This window comes from Streptomyces sp. B8-7 (assembly GCF_058833805.1).
On record NZ_JBYRRL010000003.1, the window covers coordinates 114,749 to 135,728 of the forward strand.

A 20,980-nucleotide genomic window follows, 5' to 3' on the forward strand; every position below is an offset into this window, starting at 1 on the left:
CCGGGATAGGCCGCCGGACACTCCCTAGACGCAGCGGACGTCGACGCCCTGGCCTGAGAGCTGTTCGACCAGGTCGTCGGGAGCATCGTGGTCGGTCACCAGGACGTGGATCTTCGGGACCGTGCAAACCCGGGCGAAGGCCCGCTGCCCGAGCTTGGTGGAGTCCGCTACCACGATGACCCGGCCTGCGCGCTCGGCCATGGCGCGGTTCGCGCTGGCCTCGCCCTCGTCGTGGGCGGCGGCGCCGAAGCGAGCGTCGACGGCATTGACGCCGAGGATGGCGAAGTCGAGCGAGAGCTCCTGAAGAACGGCGGTGGCGATCGGGCCGGTCAGCTCATACGAGTGGGGGCGCGCGACCCCGCCCGTCACCACGGTCTTCACATGCGGTCGCACGGCCAGCTCGTTGGCGATGTTCACGGCGTTGGTGACGATTGTCAGGGCCGTGCTCCCAACGTGCTCCGCGAGATCGGCGCGGGTAGCGAGCTCACGCGCCACCTCCGAGGTGGTCGTCCCGCCGTTGAGCCCGACGACCGCGCCGGGCGGGACGAGCGCCGCGGCGGCGCGGGCGATGCGCTGCTTCTCGTCGGCCTTGCGGGCCGTCTTGTATCGGAGGGGCAGGTCGTACGAGACGCCGCTGAGCACCGCGCCGCCGCGGGTGCGGGTGAGCAGCTGCTGGCGGGCCAGCTCCTCCAGGTCCCGGCGAACCGTCGCGGGGGAGACTCCGAGCAGTTCGGCGGCCTCGCCCACCTCGATGCGACCCCGCTCGCCCAGTGCGTCGAGCAGCCGCGTCCACCGCTCGTGGGTACTCATCACCGTTCTCCTCGCCTCGTGACCTTCGGGAGCCGAGCGTAACCCGCCCGGGTTCCGCCATGACCATTCACGCGCAGCATTGCTCAAAGATGAGCGTATACCTTATAAATATGTCAACTTCATGCATACGAGCTGGATGTACGCCAGCCGTGAACCGCCTGGGAGGCACTGTGAGCCATGTCGACACGGAAATCACCAGCCAGCCCGCGTGCTGGCGCCGGGCGCTGGACGCGCACGGGTCGCGGCTCCAGGCGTTGCCCCGGGACGGAGAGCGGGTGGCCGTCATCGGCTGCGGCACCTCGCTGTACATCGCCCAGGCATACGCGGCGCTGCGCGAGTCCGCCGGGCGCGGCGAGACCGACGCCTTCGCGGCCTCAGAGTTCCCGGCGGCCCGCCGGTACGACCGGGTGCTCGCCATCAGCCGGTCCGGCACCACGACGGAGGTGCTCACCGCGCTGAAGCGTGCCGCAGGCACACCGACCGTGGCCGTCACCGGCGACCTCGGCACACCCGTCAAGGACGCCGCCGACACGGTCGTGGACCTGTCGTTCGCGGACGAGCGCTCGGTCGTGCAGACCAGGTTCGCCACCACCGCGCTCGTCCTGCTGCGCGCCGGCCTCGGCCTCGTACCGCCGGATCTGCTGTGTCAGGCCGAGTACACCTTGGGCACCCGGCTCCCCGAGGAGTTCCTTGCCGCCCGGCAGTTCACGTTTCTCGGCAGCGGCTGGACCGTCGGCGTGGCCCACGAGGCGGCCCTCAAGCTGCGCGAGGCGGCCGGTGCGTGGACCGAGTCGTACCCCGCCATGGAGTACCGGCACGGCCCGATCAGCGTCACCGGGCCCGGAAGCATCGTCTGGTTCTTCGGGGACCCCCCCGCCGGGCTGCTCGAGCAGGTCCGCGCGACCGGCGCGTACGCCACGGTCTCCCCGGGCGACCCGCTCGCCGACCTGATCCGCGCCCAGCGCCTCGCCATCGCTCTCGCCGGGCGCCGCGGCCTGGACCCCGACCAGCCCCGCCACCTCACCCGCTCCATCGTCCTGGCCGACCACCTGGTCGAGTCATGACAGCCGGCGCCGTTGGCACGGTCGGTGCTGCTGAGACGGCAAGTGCCGTCGGCACGGTCATCGCCCTCGACGTCGGAGGCACCTACATCAAGGGCGGCACCCTCTCCGACGGCGGCACCGGCGGCATCCTCGACCACACCGAGCACTGGTACACCCGCGTCGAACGCGGCCCGGATGCCGTCCTGGAGACGGTGCTCGCCTGCGCTGCCGAACTGGCTGAGCGCTGCCCCACAGCCGCGGCGGCCGGAATCGCCGTCCCCGGCATCGTCGACGAGGCGTCGGGACTCTCCGTACACGCCGCCAACCTCGGCTGGCGCGGCGTCCCCATCCAGGACTGGCTGGCCGAACACCTCGGCCTGCCCATCGCCTTCGGCCACGACGTCCGTGCCGGTGGCCTCGCGGAGGCCCGGGTGGGCGCGGGACAGGGCTGCGCCGACTTCCTCTTCGTCCCGGTCGGCACCGGGATCGCCGCCGCCGTGTTCAGCAGCGGCCGGGCCCTGACCGGAGCCTACGGACACGCCGGCGAACTCGGCCACGTGGTCGTACAGCCCGGGGGAGACCCCTGCGCGTGCGGGCGCCGAGGCTGCCTGGAGACCGTCGCGTCGGCCGCCGCCATCACCCGCCGCTACTCCCGCGCCACCGGCTGGCACGGCGTCACTGCCCGGGACGTCCAGCGGCGTGCCGAGGCGGGCGACCCGGCGGCCACGGCCGTCTGGACCGAGGCGGTCGACGCGCTGGCGGACGGCCTGGCCGTCGCCGTCACGCTGCACGACCCCGAGCGGGTCGTCATCGGCGGCGGCCTCGCCCAGGCAAGCGAGTCCTGTCTCGCGCCCCTGCGGGAGGCCCTCGCGGAACGCCTCACGTTCCAGGCCGTGCCCGAGGTCGTCGCGGCCCGGCTGGGCGACCGGGCGGGCTGCGTGGGCGCGGCGCTCCTGGCCCGGGACCTCCTCGGCGCGAGGCAGCCGGAGCGTACGGCGGTGGACGCCCCGTGATCCTCACCGTCACCCTGAACGCCGCCCTCGACATCACTCACCACGTCGACCGGCTCCGCCCCTACACCGCGCACCGCGTCCGCGAGGCGACCGCCCGGGCAGGCGGCAAGGGCGTCAACGTCTCACGGGTTCTGCACACGCTCGGGCACCCCACCCTCGTCACGGGTCTGGCCGGGGGGCGCACCGGCGAGACCCTGCGCCGGGAGCTGGCCAGGGCGGGGGTGCCCGAGCGGCTGTCCCCGATCAGCGGCGACAGCCGTCGCACGGTGGCCGTGGCCGACGCTCACATCGGCGACACGACCACCTTGCTCGAACCGGGCCCGGCCGTCCTGCCCGCTGAGTGGCAGCGGTTCCTGGACACGTACGAAGAACTCCTCCGCCAGTCCACTGTGGCGGTCCTCTCCGGCAGCCTGCCGCCCGGCCTGCCCGACGACGCGTACGGGACCCTGGTCCGCGTCGCCCACGCCCACCATGTCCCCGCCGTCCTCGACACCAGCGGCCCCGCCCTCCACGCGGCGCTCCCGGCAGGACCGGACCTGGTCAAGCCGAACGCCGACGAACTGGCCGAGACCACCGGCCGGTCCGACCCCTACTCGGGGGCGCGCGCTCTGCGCACCGCGGGGGCGGACGCGGTCGTCGCCTCCCTGGGTCCGGACGGCTTGCTCGCCGTCACCCCGCAGGGCACCTGGCGGGCCCGGCCCAGCGAGCGGCTGCGCGGCAACCCGACCGGCGCCGGAGACGCCGCGGTCGCCGCACTGTCCCTCGGCCTGGCCTGCGCGGATCCCTGGCCTCGACGGCTCGCCGAGGCGGTGGCCCTGTCGGCCGCCGCCGTCGCCTCACCGCTGGCCGGATCCTTCGACCCCGCTGTACACCACCGCCTCCGCACCAGGGTGGACGTCCACCCCCTCTCCTAAGGAAGAACCATGCCCCTTGTCGGAACCGGCGAGATCATCACCCACGCCGCACGCGCGGGACACGGCGTGGGCGCCTTCAACGTCATCCAGCTCGAACACGCCGAAGCCGTAGTGGCCGGGGCGGAAGCCGCAGGTGCCCCGGTGATCCTCCAGATCAGTGAGAACGCCACCCGCTACCACGGTGGCCTGGCGGCCGTGGGCGCGGCCACCCTGGCCGTCGCCCGCGCCGCCCGGGTTCCGGTGGGGGTCCACCTGGACCACGCCACGTCGTCGGACCTGATCCACGAGGCGGTGGCCCTGGGCTTCACCTCGGTGATGTACGACGCCTCGACCCTCCCGTATGAGAAGAACGTCCGTACCACTGCCGAGATCACCGCCCGCTGCCACGGCGTGGGCATCTGGGTGGAGGCCGAACTCGGCGAGGTCGGCGGCAAGGACGACGTCCACGCCCCTGGCTCCCGCACCGATCCGGACGAGGCCGCCGCGTTCGTCGCCGCGACCGGGGTGGACGCCCTGGCCGTGGCCGTCGGCACCTCCCACGCCATGCTGACCCGCACGGCATCGCTCGACCTCCCCCTGATCGCCACCCTGCGCCTCACCGTCCCCGTGCCGCTGGTCCTGCACGGCTCCTCGGGCGTGCCCGACCACGACCTGGCGGCGGCGGTCGACCAAGGCATGACCAAGGTCAACATCGCCACCCATCTGAACCAGGTCTTCACTGCGGCCGCCCGCGCGGCCCTCGACGCGGACCGGGCCCTCGCGGACACCCGCCGCTATCTGGGCCCCGCCCGCGACGCGATGACCCACGAGGTCACCCGCCTGCTAGCCATACTCAAAGCTCGGACATGAAGGCGTGCCCAGGCCCCAGGCCCCTTGCCGCTGCCCCGTCGGCCCCCGAGTTGTGGCCTTCGCGGTCCAGCGATCGAGCCGTTGGCCTCCCCGGCATGACTGATGCCCCCTGTCGAACGGATGACCTGGGGGTGGTGTCACCGGGCCTGGGGGTGCCGTCGGAGACGCTGATGAGAGGTCCGACCACCGCCTGGCCGGGCGAAATGCCCGGCCGTTCGTGGGTGTCAGCGAGGGCGTCCAGCTCGCTCCGGCGAGCGGTGATCCACTGCCGCTCCTGCATTCCGCAGCCCCCGCGATCTCGTAGCGTGCCGACCTGCTGACGGATCGTAGGCCGGGGTCGGTCGCGTACGCAGCCGAACCGGGCATCCCACCGGAACCGGAACCGCCCGATGATCTACACCATGGTCATCGGCCCCCGACCAGCGCGTGTACCCGAGCCGTCACTCACACCAGATCCGTGACCTGCTAATTCACGATGCACACTGCTCAGTGCAGGTGGGGCAGGTCAGTGGCACGGACCTGGGCGATCCACTCGGTGAGCTTGGCGTCGTTGCCCTCGGCCGGGGGGGAGGAGTTGGGCGAACTCTCCCGTGAGGCGGGCGAGTTCGCCCAGTTCTGGGCAGGAGGAGGTGGGTTCCCGCAGGAAGGCCGCGTCCTTGTCGGGGAGGTTCTCGGGGCGGGACAGGAGGAGGCGGGTAAAGCGCTGCGGGGTGGTGACCGGCCGTTCGCCCTCGATGCGGCCCGGCGTGACGTACTTGTAGAGGAGGTTGAGACTGCCGGTGCAGCCCTGCTCCCGGATCTCGCGGGTGTAACGGTGGCGGCGCACGACGAGGAACGCGTGCCCGGCCTCGTCCCGGCCTGCGGGGGCGTCGTCGGCCAGGATGTCGATCAGGGTCCAGTCGTAGTGGCGGTCGCCCTTGGTGCCGTTGCCCGTGCGGCGTCGCATCCAGGCCCTGGCCGGCACCTTCGCCGCCAGTTCAGTGGCGCTGAAGCGGCCCGCGGCAGTGCTCGCTCGGTGGTCGGCCCTGACCGCCAGGGCGTAGTCGAAGCCCAGTGTGCGGGCGGTGTGGCGCAGTTTCAGGCTGCCGTAGACCTCGTCGCCGGTGAACCAGCGGGCGGGAAGGCCGAGCCTGCGGGCGCGGTGCAGCATGGCGGCGGCCAGCTGGGGCTTGGTGGCGAAGGTGACCTCGTCGGGCACGTGCCGCAGCAGCCTGCGTTCCTCGTCTTCGGCCCAGGCGGCGGGCAGGTAGAGCTCGCGGTCGATCAGGGCGTGACCGCGCGGCGAGGCGTAGGTGTGACGGCGGTCGTGGCAAGCTCCCCGTAGGCGGTCATATACCGCGCATTTTGTGGCCAAGGGTTTCCCCGCGTACGGCCAGATATCTCCTCGCTCGCCCCGAGTAGTCCCGCTCGGCGACGCTTGAGCGGGTGAAGAACAGCAGGGAGATCATGGAGATCCTTGAGGCGTATGACCTCACAGGCAGTTGCCGCGCGGCGGCCGAGCTGGCCGGGTGCGACCACCACACGGTGGCCCGTTATGTGAAGATGCGGGCGGCTGGACAGCATCCTGACCAGCGGCGTCACCGGGCGAGGGCGATCGACGACTATCTGCCGAAGATCGAGGAACTGGTGGTCCGCTCGCAGGGCAGGATCCGCGCGGACGTGGTCCACAAGAGGATCGCCGCGATGGGCTTCACCGGCGGGGAACGCACCACCCGCCGCACGGTCGCCGAGGCAAAAGCCCAGTTCAGAGCGGGTCGGCGCCGTGTCTACCGGCCATGGGTGACCGACCCGGGGCTCTGGTTGCAGTACGACTTCGGTGACGGCCCTGTCATCGGCGGCCGCAAAACCACGCTGTGGTGCGCGTGGCTGGCCTGGTCCCGCTTCCGCGTCATCATACCGATCTGGGACAAGACACTGCCCACGATCACCGCGTGTCTGGACGCGATGTTCCGCCGGATCGGCGGGGTCCCGGCCTACGTCCTGACCGACAACGAGAAGACCGTCACCGTCAACCACGTCGCCGGGATCGCCGTCCGGAACCCGGAGATCGTCGAGGTCGCCCGGCACTACGGCACGACCATCCGTACTTGTCTGCCGGCGGACCCGGAGACCAAGGGCGGTTCGGAGTCGACAGTGAAGATCGCGAAGGCCGATCTCGTCCCGAAGGACGTGAACCTGCGCGAGCAGTACCAGACGTTCGGCGAGCTGGAGGCCGCCTGCCGGGCGTTCAGTGAAGAGGTCAACTCCCGTATTCACAAAGCGACCCGGCGAAAGCCCGTCGAGCGGCTCGCGGAGGAGCGCGAGCGTTTGCACCCGCTGCCGCACCGGCCGTTCACCGCCTCGTTCGGCACCACCCGGCGGGTCACCTGGGAGTCCACGATCTCCGTCGAGGCGGTCCGCTACTCGGTCCCGCACGAGCTGATCGACACCCGGGTCTGGGCCCGTTTCCACGGCGACGAGCTGATCGTCACGGCCGTCGACGAGTACGGCTCGGCCCGCGAGGTCGCCCGGCACCACCGGGGCCAGCCTGGTTCTCCGGTCCTGGACGATGCCCACTATCCGCCGCGTGAGGACAAGGAGGCCGACCGCACTCCGAAGGCCACCAGTGCGGAGGAGGCCGCGTTCCTCCAGCTCGGTCCCGGCGCCGCGTCCTGGCTGGTGGAGGCCGGTGCGGCCGGGGTCCGCCGGATCAAGGCGAAGATGGCCGAGGCCGTCGCGCTCTCCAAGCTCTACTCGGTCGCGGAGGTCGACCGCGCGCTCGGCACCGCCGCGGTCACCGCCCGCTTCGCGGACAAGGACCTGCTGTCGATCCTCGACTACCAGGCCGTCCACGAGCACACCGAGCCCATCCGCCGCAGCGAGGACCACCCCCTTCAGCCGGGCACCTCCGCCTGGTCCACCTTCGGCACCCCCGCCGCGACCGCTTCGTACCTTCCCGAGTACGACGAAAGCGAGCAGCTCTGATGGCCGCCCCTCTCCGCACCGTTCCCGGCACCAACGGCGACCCCCTCGCCGAGGCCATCGAACTGACCCGCAGGCTCAAACTCCCGCACATCCGGCGGTCGTTGACCGACATCATCCCCACGGCCAAGGCCCAACGCTGGGACCCCGCCGAGGTCGTCCGCGTCCTGCTGGCCGAGGAAGCCGCCGGACGCGACCGCGCCAACCTACACACCCGCCGCAAGCGGGCCGGCTTCCCCACCGGCAAGACCTTCGGTGACTGGGACGAGGGCAAGTCCTCCATACCCAGGGCCACCCAGGACGCCCTCAAGACCCTCGAATGGGTCGGCCGACGCGAGAATCTTCGTATCTGCGGGCCCTCGGGCACGGGCAAAAGCCACTTCACCGAGGCCCTCGGACAGACCGCGGTCGAGGCCGGCCTGGCCGTCGCCTGGTTCACCATCGAGGACCTCGGAGCCCTCGTCCGCAGCCACCGGGCGGACGACTCCATCGTCCGGGCCCTCGCGAAGATCATCCGATCGGACCTGATCATCGTCGACGACATCGGGCTCCTGCCCGTCTCCCCGGACGCGGCCGAGGGCTTCTACCGCCTGGTCGACGCCGCCTACGAACGGCGCTCGATCGCGGTCAGCAGCAACCTCCACCCGTCCGGATTCGACGAGATCATGCCCAAGACCCTGGCCACCGCCACCGTCGACCGGCTCCTCCACCACGCCCACGTCACCGTCACTCAGGGTGACTCGTTCAGGCTCACCGAGGCCACCACCGGCAAGGGAGTGAAGCCCTTCAGCTGACCCACACCACCGATGGCGGGGAGATTATCTGGCCGCCACCGGGGACACCCCATCGGCCGCCAGCGGGGCAGAACACTGGCCGCCCGCGGGGAGCACTACGAGGCCGTTGACAAGGTGAGATGGACGGCGACCTGACCGTCTGGCCGACCCAGACGTCTCAAGCGGGGTCAGACCGAGCCAGCATCGACCCCACCCGCTTGTCGAGAGAGGCGCGGAGACGGCATCTCCACCACCTCGCAATGGGCGTCCTGAATATGGAGCACCATGGCGCGGGCCTCAATGTCGTCGAGAGCGAACACGAATGGTCCGGGTATCAGCACCACGTCGATGAGGCCCTGACCGACGTACTCGTTCAGGCGGTCGAGCTCGGGTAGCGGCTGGCGGGAGGTCCTGCCGTTGTCGAAGAAAACGGTCGGCTGGGGCAGCCCCAGATCCCGGGCGTACCGCAGCAGGGCGCTTCGGTGGGTCTCCATCGCCCATCTGTCGTAGGGGTAGCAGCGCAGGTAGACCGCTGTGCGAAACTTCTCTCCGGCATTCATGACCATCACCCATCACCTGGATATTCCCGAATTTGCAACAGAAGCCACGTCAGGGCATTCCGCATCTTTCATGCCCTTCCAGTTAAAAGCAGACGACGAGTCGAGCGCAGGGAGAAATGGCCCGCTTTCTGTTGCAACTCGTACCGATGATGACGGTTTCAATGCGTAGTGAGTGCCCAAACGATAGGTAGTGAGTAACGGCTGCGCTACAGTAAGGGCTGTCCCGTAACTGCTGGTCATGGGTTAGACAGTCTTGGCGTGCCTGGTGTGATCACGGCGCCGGAGCCCTCCTGGATAGCCCCGTTCACCGGGCTGTCAATACCCTCGAACCGTGGAGTCTTTCCTATGCGACCAGCCCCACGGTGAGGCCGGCTTGGTACTCGTTCTTGTAGTCGATCGGGCTCTTGAACCCGCACACGCTGTGTAGTCGGCGGGTGTTGTAGAAGTCGGTGACCAGGTGGCGGCCTTGATCCGGACCTCGGGTGCGGATGCGGAAGGCGTACCGATGGACGTACTCGACCTTCAGGACGCTGTTGAACGCCTCGCTCACGGTGTTCTCAAAACACGAGCCGACCCGGCCTATGGACCGCGTCACGTCCAGTCAGCGGCAGGCCCGGGCGGACTTCCGGGACGTGTCCTCGCTCCCGCGGTCGCTGTGGAAGATCACGCCGCGGGTGACCGCTGCCATGTTCAGCGCGGCCACGACCAGTCCGCGTCGTGGTGGGCGCCCATCGCGTAGCCGAGCAGGCGCCGGGAGAACAGGTCAATGACCGTGGCGAGGTAGCTTGCCCTCCTCGGTGACGATCTCCGCCATGTCGCCCGCCCACCGGACTCGCTGAAGATCTCCTTGGTCTCGTCGGCGAGCCGCTGTCGCCGCTGTTCACGCCCGGTCGGCGGGCGGTCGCGCCACCTGCAGCAGCGCGACTCGCTCACGCCCAGAGCGCGGCACGAGACGGTGTGCGGGATGCCGTGCCAGGTCCTGTTGTCGCTGATCGCCCCGACCACCGCGGCCGGGTCCGCCGCAGCTACTTCACCCACAGGACCATGCAACGTTTGAGGACATCGCGATCCATCCCCAGCTCCTTGTTCTCCTTCTTCAGCGCCGCGTTCTCCGCCGTCGGCCGGGCGATCAGCGCGTCCTTGTCCTCCGGCATGGCCTTCCCGGCCCGCTTTGCCCGCGAGACCCAGCTCGCCAGAGCCGTCTCGTTGATTCCCAGGTCCTGCGCGACCTCGGGGACCGGCTTCCCGGTCTCCGTCACGATCCGTACCGCCCTCTCACGAAGCTGCGCCGTGAACTTCCGACGCTTCTCCGCCATGACAACCAACGTCACCCGCTGTCACGGACTCCACGCTACGAGGGGAACCTCAACGTGCGCCGTGGACCCCTTCGCACCGCAACGTCGGGAGACGACCCCCCGCCTATCATGAAAGCCAGAGCATCCGCGGGCTGGTGATGACAGTGTCAGGTCGTCGAGGTACAGGATTCGGATTCGTGGGGCGTGGAAGCGAGCTCCACACGCTGCTGGACACGGTGCGCACAGGGCCTGCGGTGGTCTTCATCGAAGGTGAACCAGGCATCGGCAAGTCGCGTCTGGTCGGCGAGGCAGCCCTCCGCTTGCAGAGGGACAAAGTCTTGGTACTGCGTGGCTCGTGCCTTCCTCTCCGTGAGCCCTTGCCTTTCGAACCGGTCATCGAGGCGCTTCGCGACGGGGCCACCCGTATTTCTCCTGATATGCAGCTGAGCCCGGCAGCGACGATACTCGTCCGGTACCTCCCCGAACTCGTCGAGCGGTTGCCGGGCCCGGTGACCGACGAAACGGTCGGCCCCGTGGTTGGTGGTGTGCAGCATCGGATGATGCGCGCGGTGCATGAGGTGGTGACCGCGATCGGCCCGCTGGTGCTGGTGGTCGAGGACGTCCACTGGGCGGACGAGGCGACCCGTGAACTCCTGCTGCTGCTGGCGAGCAATCCGCCTCAGGAAATGCGCCTGGTGATCACCTACCGCGGACAGGACCTGTCCGCGGGTACCGGGGTGCTGGGGCCACCTTACCGACGCCCGGTAGGCGTGTGGGGTGCGGACATCACACTCAGGCCCCTGAGCGAGTCACAGGTGCGCGAACTGGCCGTGTCGGCGCTCGGCCGGAGCGCGGGATCTACTCTGGGGCAGCAGCTGTTCGACCGCAGCGGCGGTCTGCCACTGGCCGTCGAGGAGGACCTGCTTGCCCTGTGTGACCACCTCGAGCGCCCGAACGCCGACGCGATGACAGCTCTTGAGGACGTTGGCGTACCACGGTCGGTGCAGGAGTCGGTCAATGGACGGGTCAGGGGATTGGATACGGAGGCGATGGCGGTCGTGCGTGCAGCGGCGGTGCTGGCAGTCCCCGCCAGCGAGGAGCTGCTCGCCGCGCTGGCCCGGCTGGATGAGGACGAGACTGAAGCAGGACTCACCGCAGCGCTGGAGGCTTCACTTCTCGAGGAGACCTCGACGGGACAGTACGGCTTTCGCCACATGCTGGCTCGCCAGGCCGTCTACGAAGGAATTCTGGGGCCGGCGCGCCGTCGACTGCACCGACGCGCAGCGGAACTGCTGACAGCGCGGGAACCGCCGGCACTGGTACAGATCGCTTACCACACCCGACAGCAGGGCGATGTACGGGCGTGGATACCACAGGCGCAGGCAGCCGCCGAGCACGCCGCCGAGATTGGAGACGACGGCATCACCACGGAGCTACTGCAGCAACTCCTGGCAGAACCCGCGCTTCCGCCAGACCTGCGCAGCCACTTCGCCTTGGTCCTCGCCCGCATCGCCGCAGGCAGAATCGACTCCTCAGCGGCTGTGAGCGCTCTGCGCCGGATCGTGACCGACCCGGGTCTGCCCACCGCAACTCGCGGTGAGGTCCGCCTCGGTCTGGCAAGCGCGCTGGCAAGCCACACAATGGGTCCTGAGGTTGAACGTGAGATGGAGCGGGCGGTTGATGAGCTGGCCGACCGGCCGGAGCTCGCCGCTGTCGCCATGGCGCGTCGCGGCATGGGTACCAGTGCCACCCCAATCGCTCAGGAGGCCGCGTGGATGGACCGCGCTCTGAACGCCGTTGCCCGCACCAGTGATCTGGTGGTACAGGCGACAGTGCTCGCCAGCCGGATCACCCTTGCGGAGACTCTCGGTGATCCTTCGGCCCGGGAACTCCTCATCCAGCTATCTCAGATGGACGGCGACCGGGCAGTGCAGCAGCAGATTGCCCGAGGACTGCATAATGCGGCCGACCAGGCCTTTTGGCACGGCGACGACATGCGGGCCCGTAGCCTGCTGGATGAGGCAGAAGCTGTAGCGTGCCGGACGCACTCCCAACAGTTGGAACATTCGTGCCGGGTCATCCGGATGAAATTGGACTTCGCCAGCGGCAACTGGAGTGGCTTGGACCAGCGCCTGGATACCTTCGCCCTGCGGGCAAAGTCGGACGAAAGTTACTTCAGTGTGGAATCGTTGCTGGTCCGTGCTCTGCTGGAGATTGCCCGCGGGCAGTGGGGCCAGGCCCGCGAACGCCTCGACGCTCTCGCAGAGTTCACAAACCAAGCCTATCCTCCGTGGGAAATGGTGCGGGCTGCTGCAATTGGCAGGCTAGACCTCGCAGAAGGCCGTACCAAAAGCGCATGGAATGCGCTGCAACCCGCCCTGAGCCTCCTGCGTCACAAGGGCGTATGGGGATGGACGACGGACCTTATCCCCACAGCGGTACAGGCCGCTCTCGCATGCGATATCCCCGACGAGGCCCACCGGCTCATCGAGCAGGTAACCCGCGGGATAGAAGGCGTCGAGGCACCGGGAGTCGCGGTGGAACTCCAGTGGGCCCGCGGCCTCCTCCTTGCCTCGGCGGACCCACATACCGCACTCGAATACCTGGAACAGGCACGGACAAGGCTCCAGGCCCTCGGCCGCGTCCACCGCGCCGCCCTCATCACCGAACATGTCGGCAGCACGATGTCTACCGACGATCCCCACAACCCCGGCCGGGCGGCCCGCTACTTCCACGTAGCCACCGACACGTACCGAAGACTCGGCGCAACCGCCGACGAAGCACGCTGCTCACAGATCCTCCGCGAGATCGGCCAGCAGCGCCCCGTCCCTCGAGGACGCCACAGCTACGGTGACGAACTCTCACCCCGTGAACAACAGGTCGCCAGCCTCCTCGCCGCCGGGGCCACCAACCAGAGCATCGCCCGCGCACTTTCCCTGTCCGTACGCACCGTCGAGCACCACGTTGCGAAGACCCTTAAGAAGCTTCACGCCACCAGAAGCAGCATCCGCGCATCCTGAGCTGCCCCGAGGGGTCTGTCAAATGAACGGTGTAGCCAGGGTGGTTGGGGTTACTGACGGGCTGCGGAGAGTCGGCCGTCGAAGGTGATGTCGAAGGCGTTCAGGGCGGTCTTCCAGCGCATGGTCCAGCGGGCCTGGCCCTTGCCGGTGGGGTCCAGCGACATGATGGCCATGTAGACGCACTTCAAGGCCGCGGTCTCGTTCGGGAAGTGGCCGCGGGCCTTGACCGCCCGCCGGATCCTGGCGTTCACGGACTCGATCGCATTGGTGGTGCAGACGATGCGGCGGATCTCGGTGTCGAAGCGGAGGAACGGCGTGAACTCCTCCCAGGCGTTCTCCCAGAGCCGCACGATCGCCGGGTACTTCTTGCCCCAGGCATCGGCGAACTCTGCGAACCGCTCGAGCGCGGCCTCTTCGGTCGCCGCGGTGTAGGGACCTGTCCCCGAGTGGTGGACACCTCTGAGCCCGGCCCCGGCAGGGGCCGGGTAGGAGGCATCTTTTATGGTGATGAAGGTCTACTCGCCCGAGTTCAAGGCGGACGCCGTCGCGCTGTACCTGTCGGACCCGGGCCACACCTTCGAGGGCATCGGCAAGGACCTGGGGATCAGCCGGGAGACGCTGCGTAACTGGGTACGGACCGAACGGGCCCGCCACGGCGGGGGCAGTACGACGAGCACGAGCACGGAGAAGAACACGGTGGATTCCCCGCCGACGGCCGAAGAGCTTCAGGCCGAGAACGAGGCCCTGCGCCGTGAGCTGGCGACGGTGCGCAAGGAGAACCAGAAACTGGCCACCGAGCGTGACATCCTGCGCAAGGCCACGAAGTTTTTCGCACAAGAGATGACCTGGTGACCAGCCGCTTCCAGTTCGTCGAGGACCACCACCACGCCTGGGGCGTGAAGCGGTTGTGTCAGGTGCTGGAGGTCGCCCGCTCCAGCTTCTACAAATGGCGGGCCGGACGCGCAGCCCGTGCCGCCCGCGAGCGGGCCGATGCTGCTCTCGCCGAGCGGATCAGGGCCGTGCACACCGAGTGGGACGGCACCTACGGCCGCCCCCGTATCACCGCCGAACTGCGCGACGAAGGCGAGCTGGTGAACCACAAGCGCGTCGGACGGGTCATGCGCAAGTACGGCATCGCCGGCCTGCGACTGCGCAGACGCCAGGTCACCACCGTGCCCGAACCGTCCGCCACCCCGGTGCCGGACCTGTTCCGGCGCGACTTCACCGCGAGCGCCCCGAACCTGAAGTACGTCGGGGACATCACCTACCTGCCGGTGGGCGACGGCGAGTTCCTGTATCTGGCGACAGTGATCGACTGCTTCTCGCGCCGCCTGGTGGGCTGGGCGATCGCCGACCACATGCGCACCTCACTGGTCGCCGACGCACTCCGGGCAGCCGCCCGGGTCCGCGGCAGCCTGGCCGGATCCGTCTTCCATAGCGATCACGGAGCCCAGTACACCTCCCGCCAATTCGCCGATGCCTGCGCCGAGTTGGGGGTACGGCAGTCCATGGGCGCGGTTGGCACGAGCGCGGACAACGCACTCGCCGAGAGCTTCAACGCCGCCCTCAAACGCGAGACGCTCCGCGGCGCCCGCCGCTTCGACGGGACGCACGCCTGCCGCCTGACGGTCTTCCGCTGGGCCACCCGATACAACACCCGCCGACGGCACTCCGCGAACGGCCAGCAGGCACCGATCGCCTACGAACAGCAGTCAGCTACCCTGACACTCGCCGCATAACAACACGAACAGGTGTCCACTCCTCGGGGACAAGGCCCGTAGACGGGCTTGAGGAGCTTGGCGATCTTGTCCCAGTCCTGGCGGGCGGCATAGCGGAAGGAGTTCCGCAGCAGGTGAAGCCGTCAAGAAACAACACGGTGGTTCTCGCTGGCTGCATGAGGCGGTTGGGGTCATTCCGGGGCGGCTGATCCGAGGAGTTCCTCGGCGGTGGTGAAGCGTCGTCCGGCGGTGGGGACTGTGACCTGGTGGGCGTCGAGGATCGGCTCGACGTCGCGGATCGCGTTCCAGAGTGTGCTGCCCCTGACGGTGAACAGTTCGGCGAGGACGTTGAGGCTGCAGATGCGGCGCCGGTAGAGGATCGTGGCGAGGATCCGGTCGCCGTCGGTGATCTTCTGGCGGAAGACACCGGCCCGGGTGCCCAGCTGTCGTGTGCCACCGCGCTGGCGGTGGCGGCGCTGTTCGATCGCTGCGGCGTAGGGGACGATCAGCTCTTCGAGCAGGGTGTGCAGGGCCTGGTGACTCATGCCGGTCAGGGTCGGGTCCGTCAGTGCCTGACGGGCGGGGGTGGCGGGGGCGTGCTCGGTGGGGCCGGTGCCGGTCACCCAGGTGCGGAGGTCCTCGGCGCGGGTGAAGTAGCGGACGACGGCCGGCGTGATGGTGATCTTGTGTTCGTCCAGCAGTCTCCGGGTTGCCTTGATGGCCTGGCCGATGGTGACCGGGTTGATTCCGAGCAGGTCGCACAGCACCTTCTGCGGACAGACCTGCCGCAGGTAGAGAACCGTGAGCAGGACTTCGTCCGCGTCCGACAGCAGTGATCGGCTGCGTCCGGTGGTGGCGACGCGTCGGCCGCCGCGCAGTACGTAGCGGTGCTGCTCGGCCCGCGCTTGCTGGTCCGGGGCCAGCCGGTCACGCAGGGCGTCGAGTTGATCGGCGGGCATGCCGGTCAGGCGGGGGTCGGCGAGCATGCGCAAAGTCTGCGTGCGGGCCGCGGCGCGTTCGTCGCCGCGCGGTGCGGGGGCGGTGCTGCCGGTCGGGGCGATGCTGTAGTTCCACTGGCCGTGGTCGCTGTGTGCGGTGATCGGCAGGGCCTGGAACTGGTCCTTGCTGACCGCGATGCCGGTGGGGTAGGAGCCCTGGTCCAGGGCGGCCTCGACCCGCAGCCCGGTCCGGGTCGTGGTCGCGGTGATCGTATTGAGGACGACCTCGTGGCTGGTCAGCGGCCTGCCGCGCCAGTTCATGGTGATGTGCGAGAACAACCGGTGCTCGATCTTGTTCCACTTCGATGTGCCTGGCGGGAAGTGGCAGACCGTGATGGTCAGGCCGGCCTCGGCGGCGAACGCGGCCAGCTGGGCCTTCCACAACCGGTAGCGGTAGCTGTTGGAGCCGCCGGCGTCAGCGGTGATCAGCAGCCGGGACGCCTCGGGATAGTCGTACTGTCCGCGCGCCTGCCACCAGCGGCGGATCGAGGCGGCCGCGAACGCGGCCGTGTTGTGGTCGGTGCCGACGTTCACCCAGCCGGTGTTCGCGGTCATGTCGTAGATCCCGTACGGGATCACGGACTCCACGTGCGGGCCGGCGAAGAAGCTGTGGTCCTCGACCTCGACGGGCTTTCCGGCAGGCCGCCACTCCTGCCCGGCCATCGGCAGCTGCCCGATCTGTTCCTTCTTCTTCGCGTCCACGCTGATCACCGGCTCGCCAGCGGCCTGGTGCTCTTTGACCTGCTCGTTGATATAGCGGAACTGCGCATCCCGGTCCGGATGCTGATCGCCCTCCAGCGTCTTCGCGGTGCCCTGCAGGCTGAAGCCCTGCTGCTTCAGCAGCCGGCCGACCGTGGGCGCGCTGACCCGATGCCCCTGCCGGGACAACTCGGCGGCCAGGTTCCGCAGCGACTTCGTCGTCCAGCGCAACGGCGACATCGGATCACCGCGCTCGTCCGGCTCGACCAACGCCATCAGCGCGGGACGCAGTAGCGGGTCCACGACCTCGGCCGGCATCCGTCCCCCTCCGGGCTGCCGGACCTGCCCCTCGGGTAGTGGCTCCTCTCCGGCTTCGAGTTCGAACACGCCCCTGCGGACGGTCGTCTCGCTGACCTGGGCCGTCTGCGCGACCAGCCGTACCCCTCCATGACCGAGCAGTCGGGCCTCTGTCGCCAGCGCCAGCCGTCGCTGACGTTCGTTCAGATGCGGAAGCAGGACCTCGAACCGGCGGGCCAATTGCCCGCGAATCTCGTCGGATATTCGCATACCACACCAACGATCCCGGACACATGAAGCAACGCGTTGTTTCTTGACGGCTTCGGTGGACCACACAGGTCTGGACCGTGGTGCGGGGCCAGACGGTCTCGACGGCGTCGGGCAGGCCCTTGAGACCGTCGCAGACGAGCATGAGGACGTCGTTGACGCCGCGGTTCTTGATCTCGGTGAGGATGTGCATCCAGTGCTTGGCGCCCTCGCCTCCGTCGCCGGCCCACAGGCCGAGGATGTCGCGGCGGCCCTCGACGGTCACGGCCAGGGCCACGTAGATGGGCCGGTTCGCCACCGCGCCGTCGCGGATCTTCACGTGGATCGCGTCGATGAAGATCACCGGATAGACGGCGTCGAGGGGACGGTTCTGCCATTCGGCCATGCCGTCCATGACCTTGTCGGTGATGGTGGAGATCGTCTGGCGGGAGACTTCGGCGCCATAGACCTCGGCCAGGTGGGCCTGGACCTCACCGGTCGTCAGGCCCTTCGCGGACAGTGAGATGACCATCTCGTCGACGCCGGACAGACGCTTCTGCCGCTTCTTGACGATCTTCGGCTCGAACGAGCCTTCACGGTCGCGGGGCACGGCTGTCTCCACCGGGCCGACGTCCGTGAGCACGGTCTTGGCCCGGGTCCCGTTGCGGCTGTTGCCGCCGTTCTTCCCGGCCGGATCGTGCTTGTCATAGCCGAGATGGTCGGTGATCTCGCCTTCGAGGGCGGATTCCAGAAGCCGCTTCGTCAGCTGCTGCAGCAGCCCGCCCTCACCCGTCAGCTGCAGGCCCTCGGCCTGGGCGCGGCCCACCAGCTCGTCGATGAGCTGGTCGTCCACCGCCTTCGCCGACTGCGGCTCAGCCGCCTCGACGGACTCGGCCTCGGTCACGTTCTCACTGGTCATCGATGCATCTTCCTTGATCAGGAGTTACACCGAACGTTTTACAGTCCCGCCCCGAGATTCGTGGAGTTCGCGATCGTGATCAAGCGATCTGCGGGGCTTCCTCCAGGCTCGCCCAGTACGCCTGCTCGTCCTCGTCAGGTGGGACGTAGCCCAGGGCGGAGTAGAGTCGTTCACCGTTGTACCGCGCAACCCACTGGAGAACGGCCCGCTCGACCTCGTCGAAGTCCCGTCACGGGCCCTGCTGCTCGATCAGTTCGGCCTTGAACGTCCCGTTCAGGGCCTCGGCCATCGCGCTATCGTACGAGTCTGCGACCGAGCCGACCGATACCGAGGCTCCGACTTCTGTCAGTCGCTCTGTACGCAAGGAGAGATTTGAGGTGGCAGGATGCGGTTGCCGTCGATTGAGTGCGCCTCCGGCCGTGGGGTGCTCGGCCGGAGGCGCAGGTCAGGGACTTGTTGGGAGTGAGCTCCACGAGTCCCGTCGGGTCAGCCGGTGGAGGGCGGTGTCGCCGTTCCCGTCGCTGATATCTCGGCCGCGCTGGTCCACGAGCCCCGGTTGCCTGCCTCTGTCAGGGCCTTCAGCCGCAGGTATCGGCCGGTCTTCGCAGTGAAGCCGACCGTCTTCTCCGTCGCTGTGTCGCCGAAGGTGCCCGTGGCGACCGGGCTGCCCCAGTCGGCGGTCGTATCCGACACGTACACCTCGTACGCTCCGATACGGCCGTTCACGCCGCCGTCCTGGCGGGGCAGGTAGGACAGGCTGTCGACGTCGTACCGCGCCCCGAGGTCGATCTGGATCTCGTGGGGCAGCGCGTCGCTTCCGCCGGACCACTTGGTGTGCCACAGCGTGGCCGGGTTGCCGTCGATGGCGTTGTCGTCGGCGCCGTTCTCACCTGTGGTCTCCTCGCTGTCGGAGTACACCACGCTCCAGTTCGCCTTGGAGATCGGTGAGCTGGCGCTGGTGCTGGCGCTGATGAAGGTCACCGTCTGGGCGGCGGTCGGACGGGTGTCACCGGTCGCACCGGAGTTGTTCCAGTTGCGCTGCGGCGAGGTGACCGCGTTGGAGGTAAGGCTGATCGACAGGCCGCTGTAGCGGTTGACCAGTCGGTAGGAACCGGAGGGGGTGTTGGTGCCGCTGTTCATGACGCGCTGGATGTGCCACTGCTTGCCGACCGACGGGCTGGAGCCGGCGGTGCCGAGGGTCAGTGCGGCGTTCCAGGCGCGGCCCGCGTCCGTGGTGTCGTTGACGCCGAGGGCCTGGCCGGAGGCGGCGTTGGTGATGGTGAAGAAGCCGTTGCCGGTAGGGGTGAACCTCCAGTGCTGCGAGGCGGATGTGGAGGAGGCCGTGGTGACGACTACCCCGGTGCCGGACTGGAGCAGGTAGCTTCCGTTGTCGGCCTTGATCTGGTAGGTGGTGGTGCTGTTGATGGGCGCCGCGGGCAGGTCGCTGGCGGCGGCGTTGATGGTGACGTTGGAGTACATCGCATAGGACGAGGAGGTGCAGTTGAAGCTGCAGTAGATCCGGAAGTCGCGACCCAGGAGCATGGAACTGGTCTTGCTGACGGAGTCAACGAAGAACCGGTACCAGGAGGCTCCGGTGGGCGCGCTGACGGTACCGATCTCGGTCCACTTCTGGGTGGTGAGGTCCTTGGTTCCGTACACGTGCAGGGGGCCGGCTGCGTTGACTTCGTTACCGGGCGTGCCGATGTACAGGTCGAGGTACGCGTTGTAGGCGATGTTCATGTACGGCAGCGGCGTAGCGGTGGGCAGTCGGCCGGCGGCACGTTGCTGGGAGACGGTGCCGGTGTTGGCGGGGTTGTAGACGTCGTTGATGTAGCCCGCGCTGGTGCCGTCGGAGGGAATGAGGGAGGCTTCCCGGCCACCGAGACCCGGCTCCGACCACGAACCGGCGTACCACTTCTGCCAGGAAGAAGGCGCCATCTTACCGGAGATCGGGGCGCGGGCGACGTGGCCGAAGTCGGCGCGGCCGCCACCGGACTTGTTGAGGACCTGCGTCATGTAGTAGACGTAGAAGTAGCCCGACGCGTAGTCCACGAAGAGACGTGGGTCGCCGTCACCGAAGTAGTAGGTCTGGTTCGGGAAGGATGCGGTGTCGCCGCGCTGGGTGCTGAACGGCGAGGTGATGACCTGGGCCTGGATGGTCCACGTGTTTCCCTGGTCGCTGGAGGTGGCGTAGTCGATCGAGTCGTAGTGCATGCCGTCGCCAAAGGGCTGCGGCGTGAACTCGTTGTGGACCAGGCCATACCAAGCGCCGGAGTCCGGGTCAACCCATACGCCCATGAGGTCGCAGTAGTTGCGCTGCGAGTAGCTCGTACGGTTGGGCGCGTAGGTGGACTTCAGTCCGGTAGGGCTGTTGTTGCAGCGGGTGGTGGTGTTGGCGTTGTCGGCGGCGTTGGTGATGCCCGCGGTGCTGTATGAGTCGAAGTTGCTGCCGGTGTAAAAGCTCCACTTGCGGCTGTCGTTGGGGCCGTAGAGCGCGTGCGCCTGTTGGAAGTAGAACTTGCCGTCCTTGTCGATGAACGGGCTCGCGGGCGAGTCGTCGGGGTTCGACCAGGAGCCGCCGGCGCTCGTCGTGATGGTGTATGACCCTGCCGCAGTTGCGGCGGGAGCGACGCTCGCTTCCGTCACGAAGAGTGCGAGCGGCAGCAGCATCGCGAGAGCAGCTCGCGTGCGAAGTGCCTTGATCGGTCTCACAGCGATCCTTTCTTTTCGGTGACTCCGTGCGAGAAGGGGAATGCACACCGCAGGTGCGGTCGGGGATGCGCTTCTCGCAGGGGATGTGGCTGGGAAGGTGTCCCAGCCTCTCGAGGGCCGACCCTCGATGTCTTGGGGCAGCGGCCGGAGCCG

General features: G+C 68.5%; 16 protein-coding genes and 3 pseudogenes. 9 read left to right on the forward strand and 10 right to left on the reverse strand.

From position 1 onward, the window contains the following. Nucleotides 1-24: 24 nt before the first annotated feature. Nucleotides 25-810, reverse strand: a complete 786-nt coding sequence (locus AC5K6T_RS15840; protein ID WP_493209557.1) for a DeoR/GlpR family DNA-binding transcription regulator — start codon at nt 808-810, stop codon at nt 25-27. Nucleotides 811-980: 170 nt separating this feature from the next. Between AC5K6T_RS15840 and AC5K6T_RS15845 the strand changes: the two genes are divergently transcribed. The 4 genes from AC5K6T_RS15845 to AC5K6T_RS15860 are packed head-to-tail and all read left to right on the forward strand — an operon-like array spanning nt 981 to nt 4,629. Then, entirely contained in the window at nt 981-1,874 is an 894-nt protein-coding gene (locus AC5K6T_RS15845; RefSeq protein WP_493209559.1) for an SIS domain-containing protein, read from the forward strand. Continuing rightward, nucleotides 1,871-2,866, forward strand: a complete 996-nt coding sequence (locus AC5K6T_RS15850; RefSeq protein ID WP_493209561.1) for an ROK family protein — start codon at nt 1,871-1,873, stop codon at nt 2,864-2,866. Before AC5K6T_RS15845 ends, AC5K6T_RS15850 begins: the two co-directional genes overlap by 4 nt. Next, nucleotides 2,863-3,780 carry a 1-phosphofructokinase family hexose kinase gene (locus AC5K6T_RS15855; protein WP_493209563.1) on the forward strand — a complete coding sequence of 306 codons (918 nt, stop codon included), beginning with the start codon at nt 2,863-2,865 and terminating at the stop codon, nt 3,778-3,780. The genes AC5K6T_RS15850 and AC5K6T_RS15855 overlap by 4 nt, the downstream gene beginning before the upstream one ends. A 9-nt stretch (nt 3,781-3,789) precedes the next feature. Then, nucleotides 3,790-4,629, forward strand: a complete 840-nt coding sequence (locus tag AC5K6T_RS15860; protein WP_493209564.1) for a class II fructose-bisphosphate aldolase — start codon at nt 3,790-3,792, stop codon at nt 4,627-4,629. Nucleotides 4,630-5,410: 781 nt separating this feature from the next. Here the strand turns inward: AC5K6T_RS15860 and AC5K6T_RS15865 are convergent. After that, nucleotides 5,411-5,920, reverse strand: a pseudogene (locus AC5K6T_RS15865) (transposase); the annotation flags it as partial. Nucleotides 5,921-6,054: 134 nt separating this feature from the next. Here AC5K6T_RS15865 and istA point away from each other — a divergent pair. Together istA and istB are read left to right on the forward strand one after the other, a co-directional pair. Next, nucleotides 6,055-7,593 (forward strand): IS21 family transposase, encoded by a 1,539-nt coding sequence (gene istA, locus AC5K6T_RS15870; protein ID WP_493209566.1) that lies wholly within the window; start codon nt 6,055-6,057, stop codon nt 7,591-7,593. Next, on the forward strand, nt 7,593-8,384 hold the full coding sequence (gene istB, locus AC5K6T_RS15875) for an IS21-like element helper ATPase IstB (protein ID WP_493209568.1): 792 nt from the start codon (nt 7,593-7,595) through the stop codon (nt 8,382-8,384). The genes istA and istB overlap by 1 nt, the downstream gene beginning before the upstream one ends. Nucleotides 8,385-8,551: 167 nt before the next feature. Here the strand turns inward: istB and AC5K6T_RS15880 are convergent, their stop codons facing one another. Further along, nucleotides 8,552-8,929, reverse strand: coding sequence for a hypothetical protein (locus AC5K6T_RS15880; RefSeq protein ID WP_493209570.1), 378 nt, complete (start codon nt 8,927-8,929; stop codon nt 8,552-8,554). On the opposite strand from AC5K6T_RS15880, the gene AC5K6T_RS15885 reads away from it, so the two are divergent. Then, on the forward strand, nt 8,922-9,092 hold the full coding sequence (locus AC5K6T_RS15885; protein ID WP_493209572.1) for a hypothetical protein: 171 nt from the start codon (nt 8,922-8,924) through the stop codon (nt 9,090-9,092). The genes AC5K6T_RS15880 and AC5K6T_RS15885 overlap by 8 nt on opposite strands. 174 nt (nt 9,093-9,266) lie before the next feature. Here AC5K6T_RS15885 and AC5K6T_RS15890 read toward each other — a convergent pair whose 3' ends face one another. The 3 genes from AC5K6T_RS15890 to AC5K6T_RS15900 form a co-directional block, all read right to left on the reverse strand. Next, a complete protein-coding gene (locus AC5K6T_RS15890) occupies nt 9,267-9,473 on the reverse strand; it encodes a hypothetical protein (RefSeq protein ID WP_493209573.1) in 207 nt (68 codons plus the stop codon). Between the two features lie 140 nt (nt 9,474-9,613). Then, on the reverse strand, nt 9,614-9,961 hold the full coding sequence (locus AC5K6T_RS15895) for a hypothetical protein (protein ID WP_493209575.1): 348 nt from the start codon (nt 9,959-9,961) through the stop codon (nt 9,614-9,616). Then, nucleotides 9,949-10,239 carry a transposase gene (locus AC5K6T_RS15900; protein WP_493209577.1) on the reverse strand — a complete coding sequence of 97 codons (291 nt, stop codon included), beginning with the start codon at nt 10,237-10,239 and terminating at the stop codon, nt 9,949-9,951. Before AC5K6T_RS15900 ends, AC5K6T_RS15895 begins: the two co-directional genes overlap by 13 nt. A gap of 137 nt (nt 10,240-10,376) precedes the next feature. Between AC5K6T_RS15900 and AC5K6T_RS15905 the strand changes: the two genes are divergently transcribed. Further along, nucleotides 10,377-13,238 carry an ATP-binding protein gene (locus tag AC5K6T_RS15905; protein ID WP_493210792.1) on the forward strand — a complete coding sequence of 954 codons (2,862 nt, stop codon included), beginning with the start codon at nt 10,377-10,379 and terminating at the stop codon, nt 13,236-13,238. 50 nt (nt 13,239-13,288) lie between these two features. On the opposite strand, the pseudogene AC5K6T_RS15910 reads toward AC5K6T_RS15905, so the two are convergent. Beyond that, nucleotides 13,289-13,669, reverse strand: a pseudogene (locus AC5K6T_RS15910) (transposase); the annotation flags it as partial. 70 nt (nt 13,670-13,739) lie between these two features. Between AC5K6T_RS15910 and AC5K6T_RS15915 the strand changes: the two are divergent. After that, nucleotides 13,740-14,977, forward strand: a protein-coding gene (locus AC5K6T_RS15915; RefSeq protein ID WP_493209579.1) for an IS3 family transposase whose coding sequence is annotated in 2 segments (ribosomal slippage) — nt 13,740-14,069 and nt 14,072-14,977 — 1,236 coding nt in all. Because the reading frame shifts where the segments join, the coding sequence is not laid out codon by codon here. A gap of 170 nt (nt 14,978-15,147) precedes the next feature. Here AC5K6T_RS15915 and AC5K6T_RS15920 read toward each other — a convergent pair. The 3 genes and pseudogenes from AC5K6T_RS15920 to AC5K6T_RS15930 all read right to left on the reverse strand — a co-directional run bounded on the left by AC5K6T_RS15920 (nt 15,148) and on the right by AC5K6T_RS15930 (nt 20,827). Further along, nucleotides 15,148-17,220 (reverse strand): ISAzo13 family transposase, encoded by a 2,073-nt coding sequence (locus AC5K6T_RS15920; protein ID WP_493209581.1) that lies wholly within the window; start codon nt 17,218-17,220, stop codon nt 15,148-15,150. Then, a pseudogene (locus AC5K6T_RS15925) lies at nt 17,144-18,115 on the reverse strand (IS256 family transposase); the annotation flags it as partial. The pseudogene AC5K6T_RS15925 and the gene AC5K6T_RS15920, both read right to left, overlap by 77 nt. A gap of 486 nt (nt 18,116-18,601) precedes the next feature. Then, nucleotides 18,602-20,827, reverse strand: a complete 2,226-nt coding sequence (locus tag AC5K6T_RS15930; protein WP_493209583.1) for a discoidin domain-containing protein — start codon at nt 20,825-20,827, stop codon at nt 18,602-18,604. Nucleotides 20,828-20,980: the final 153 nt, after the last annotated feature.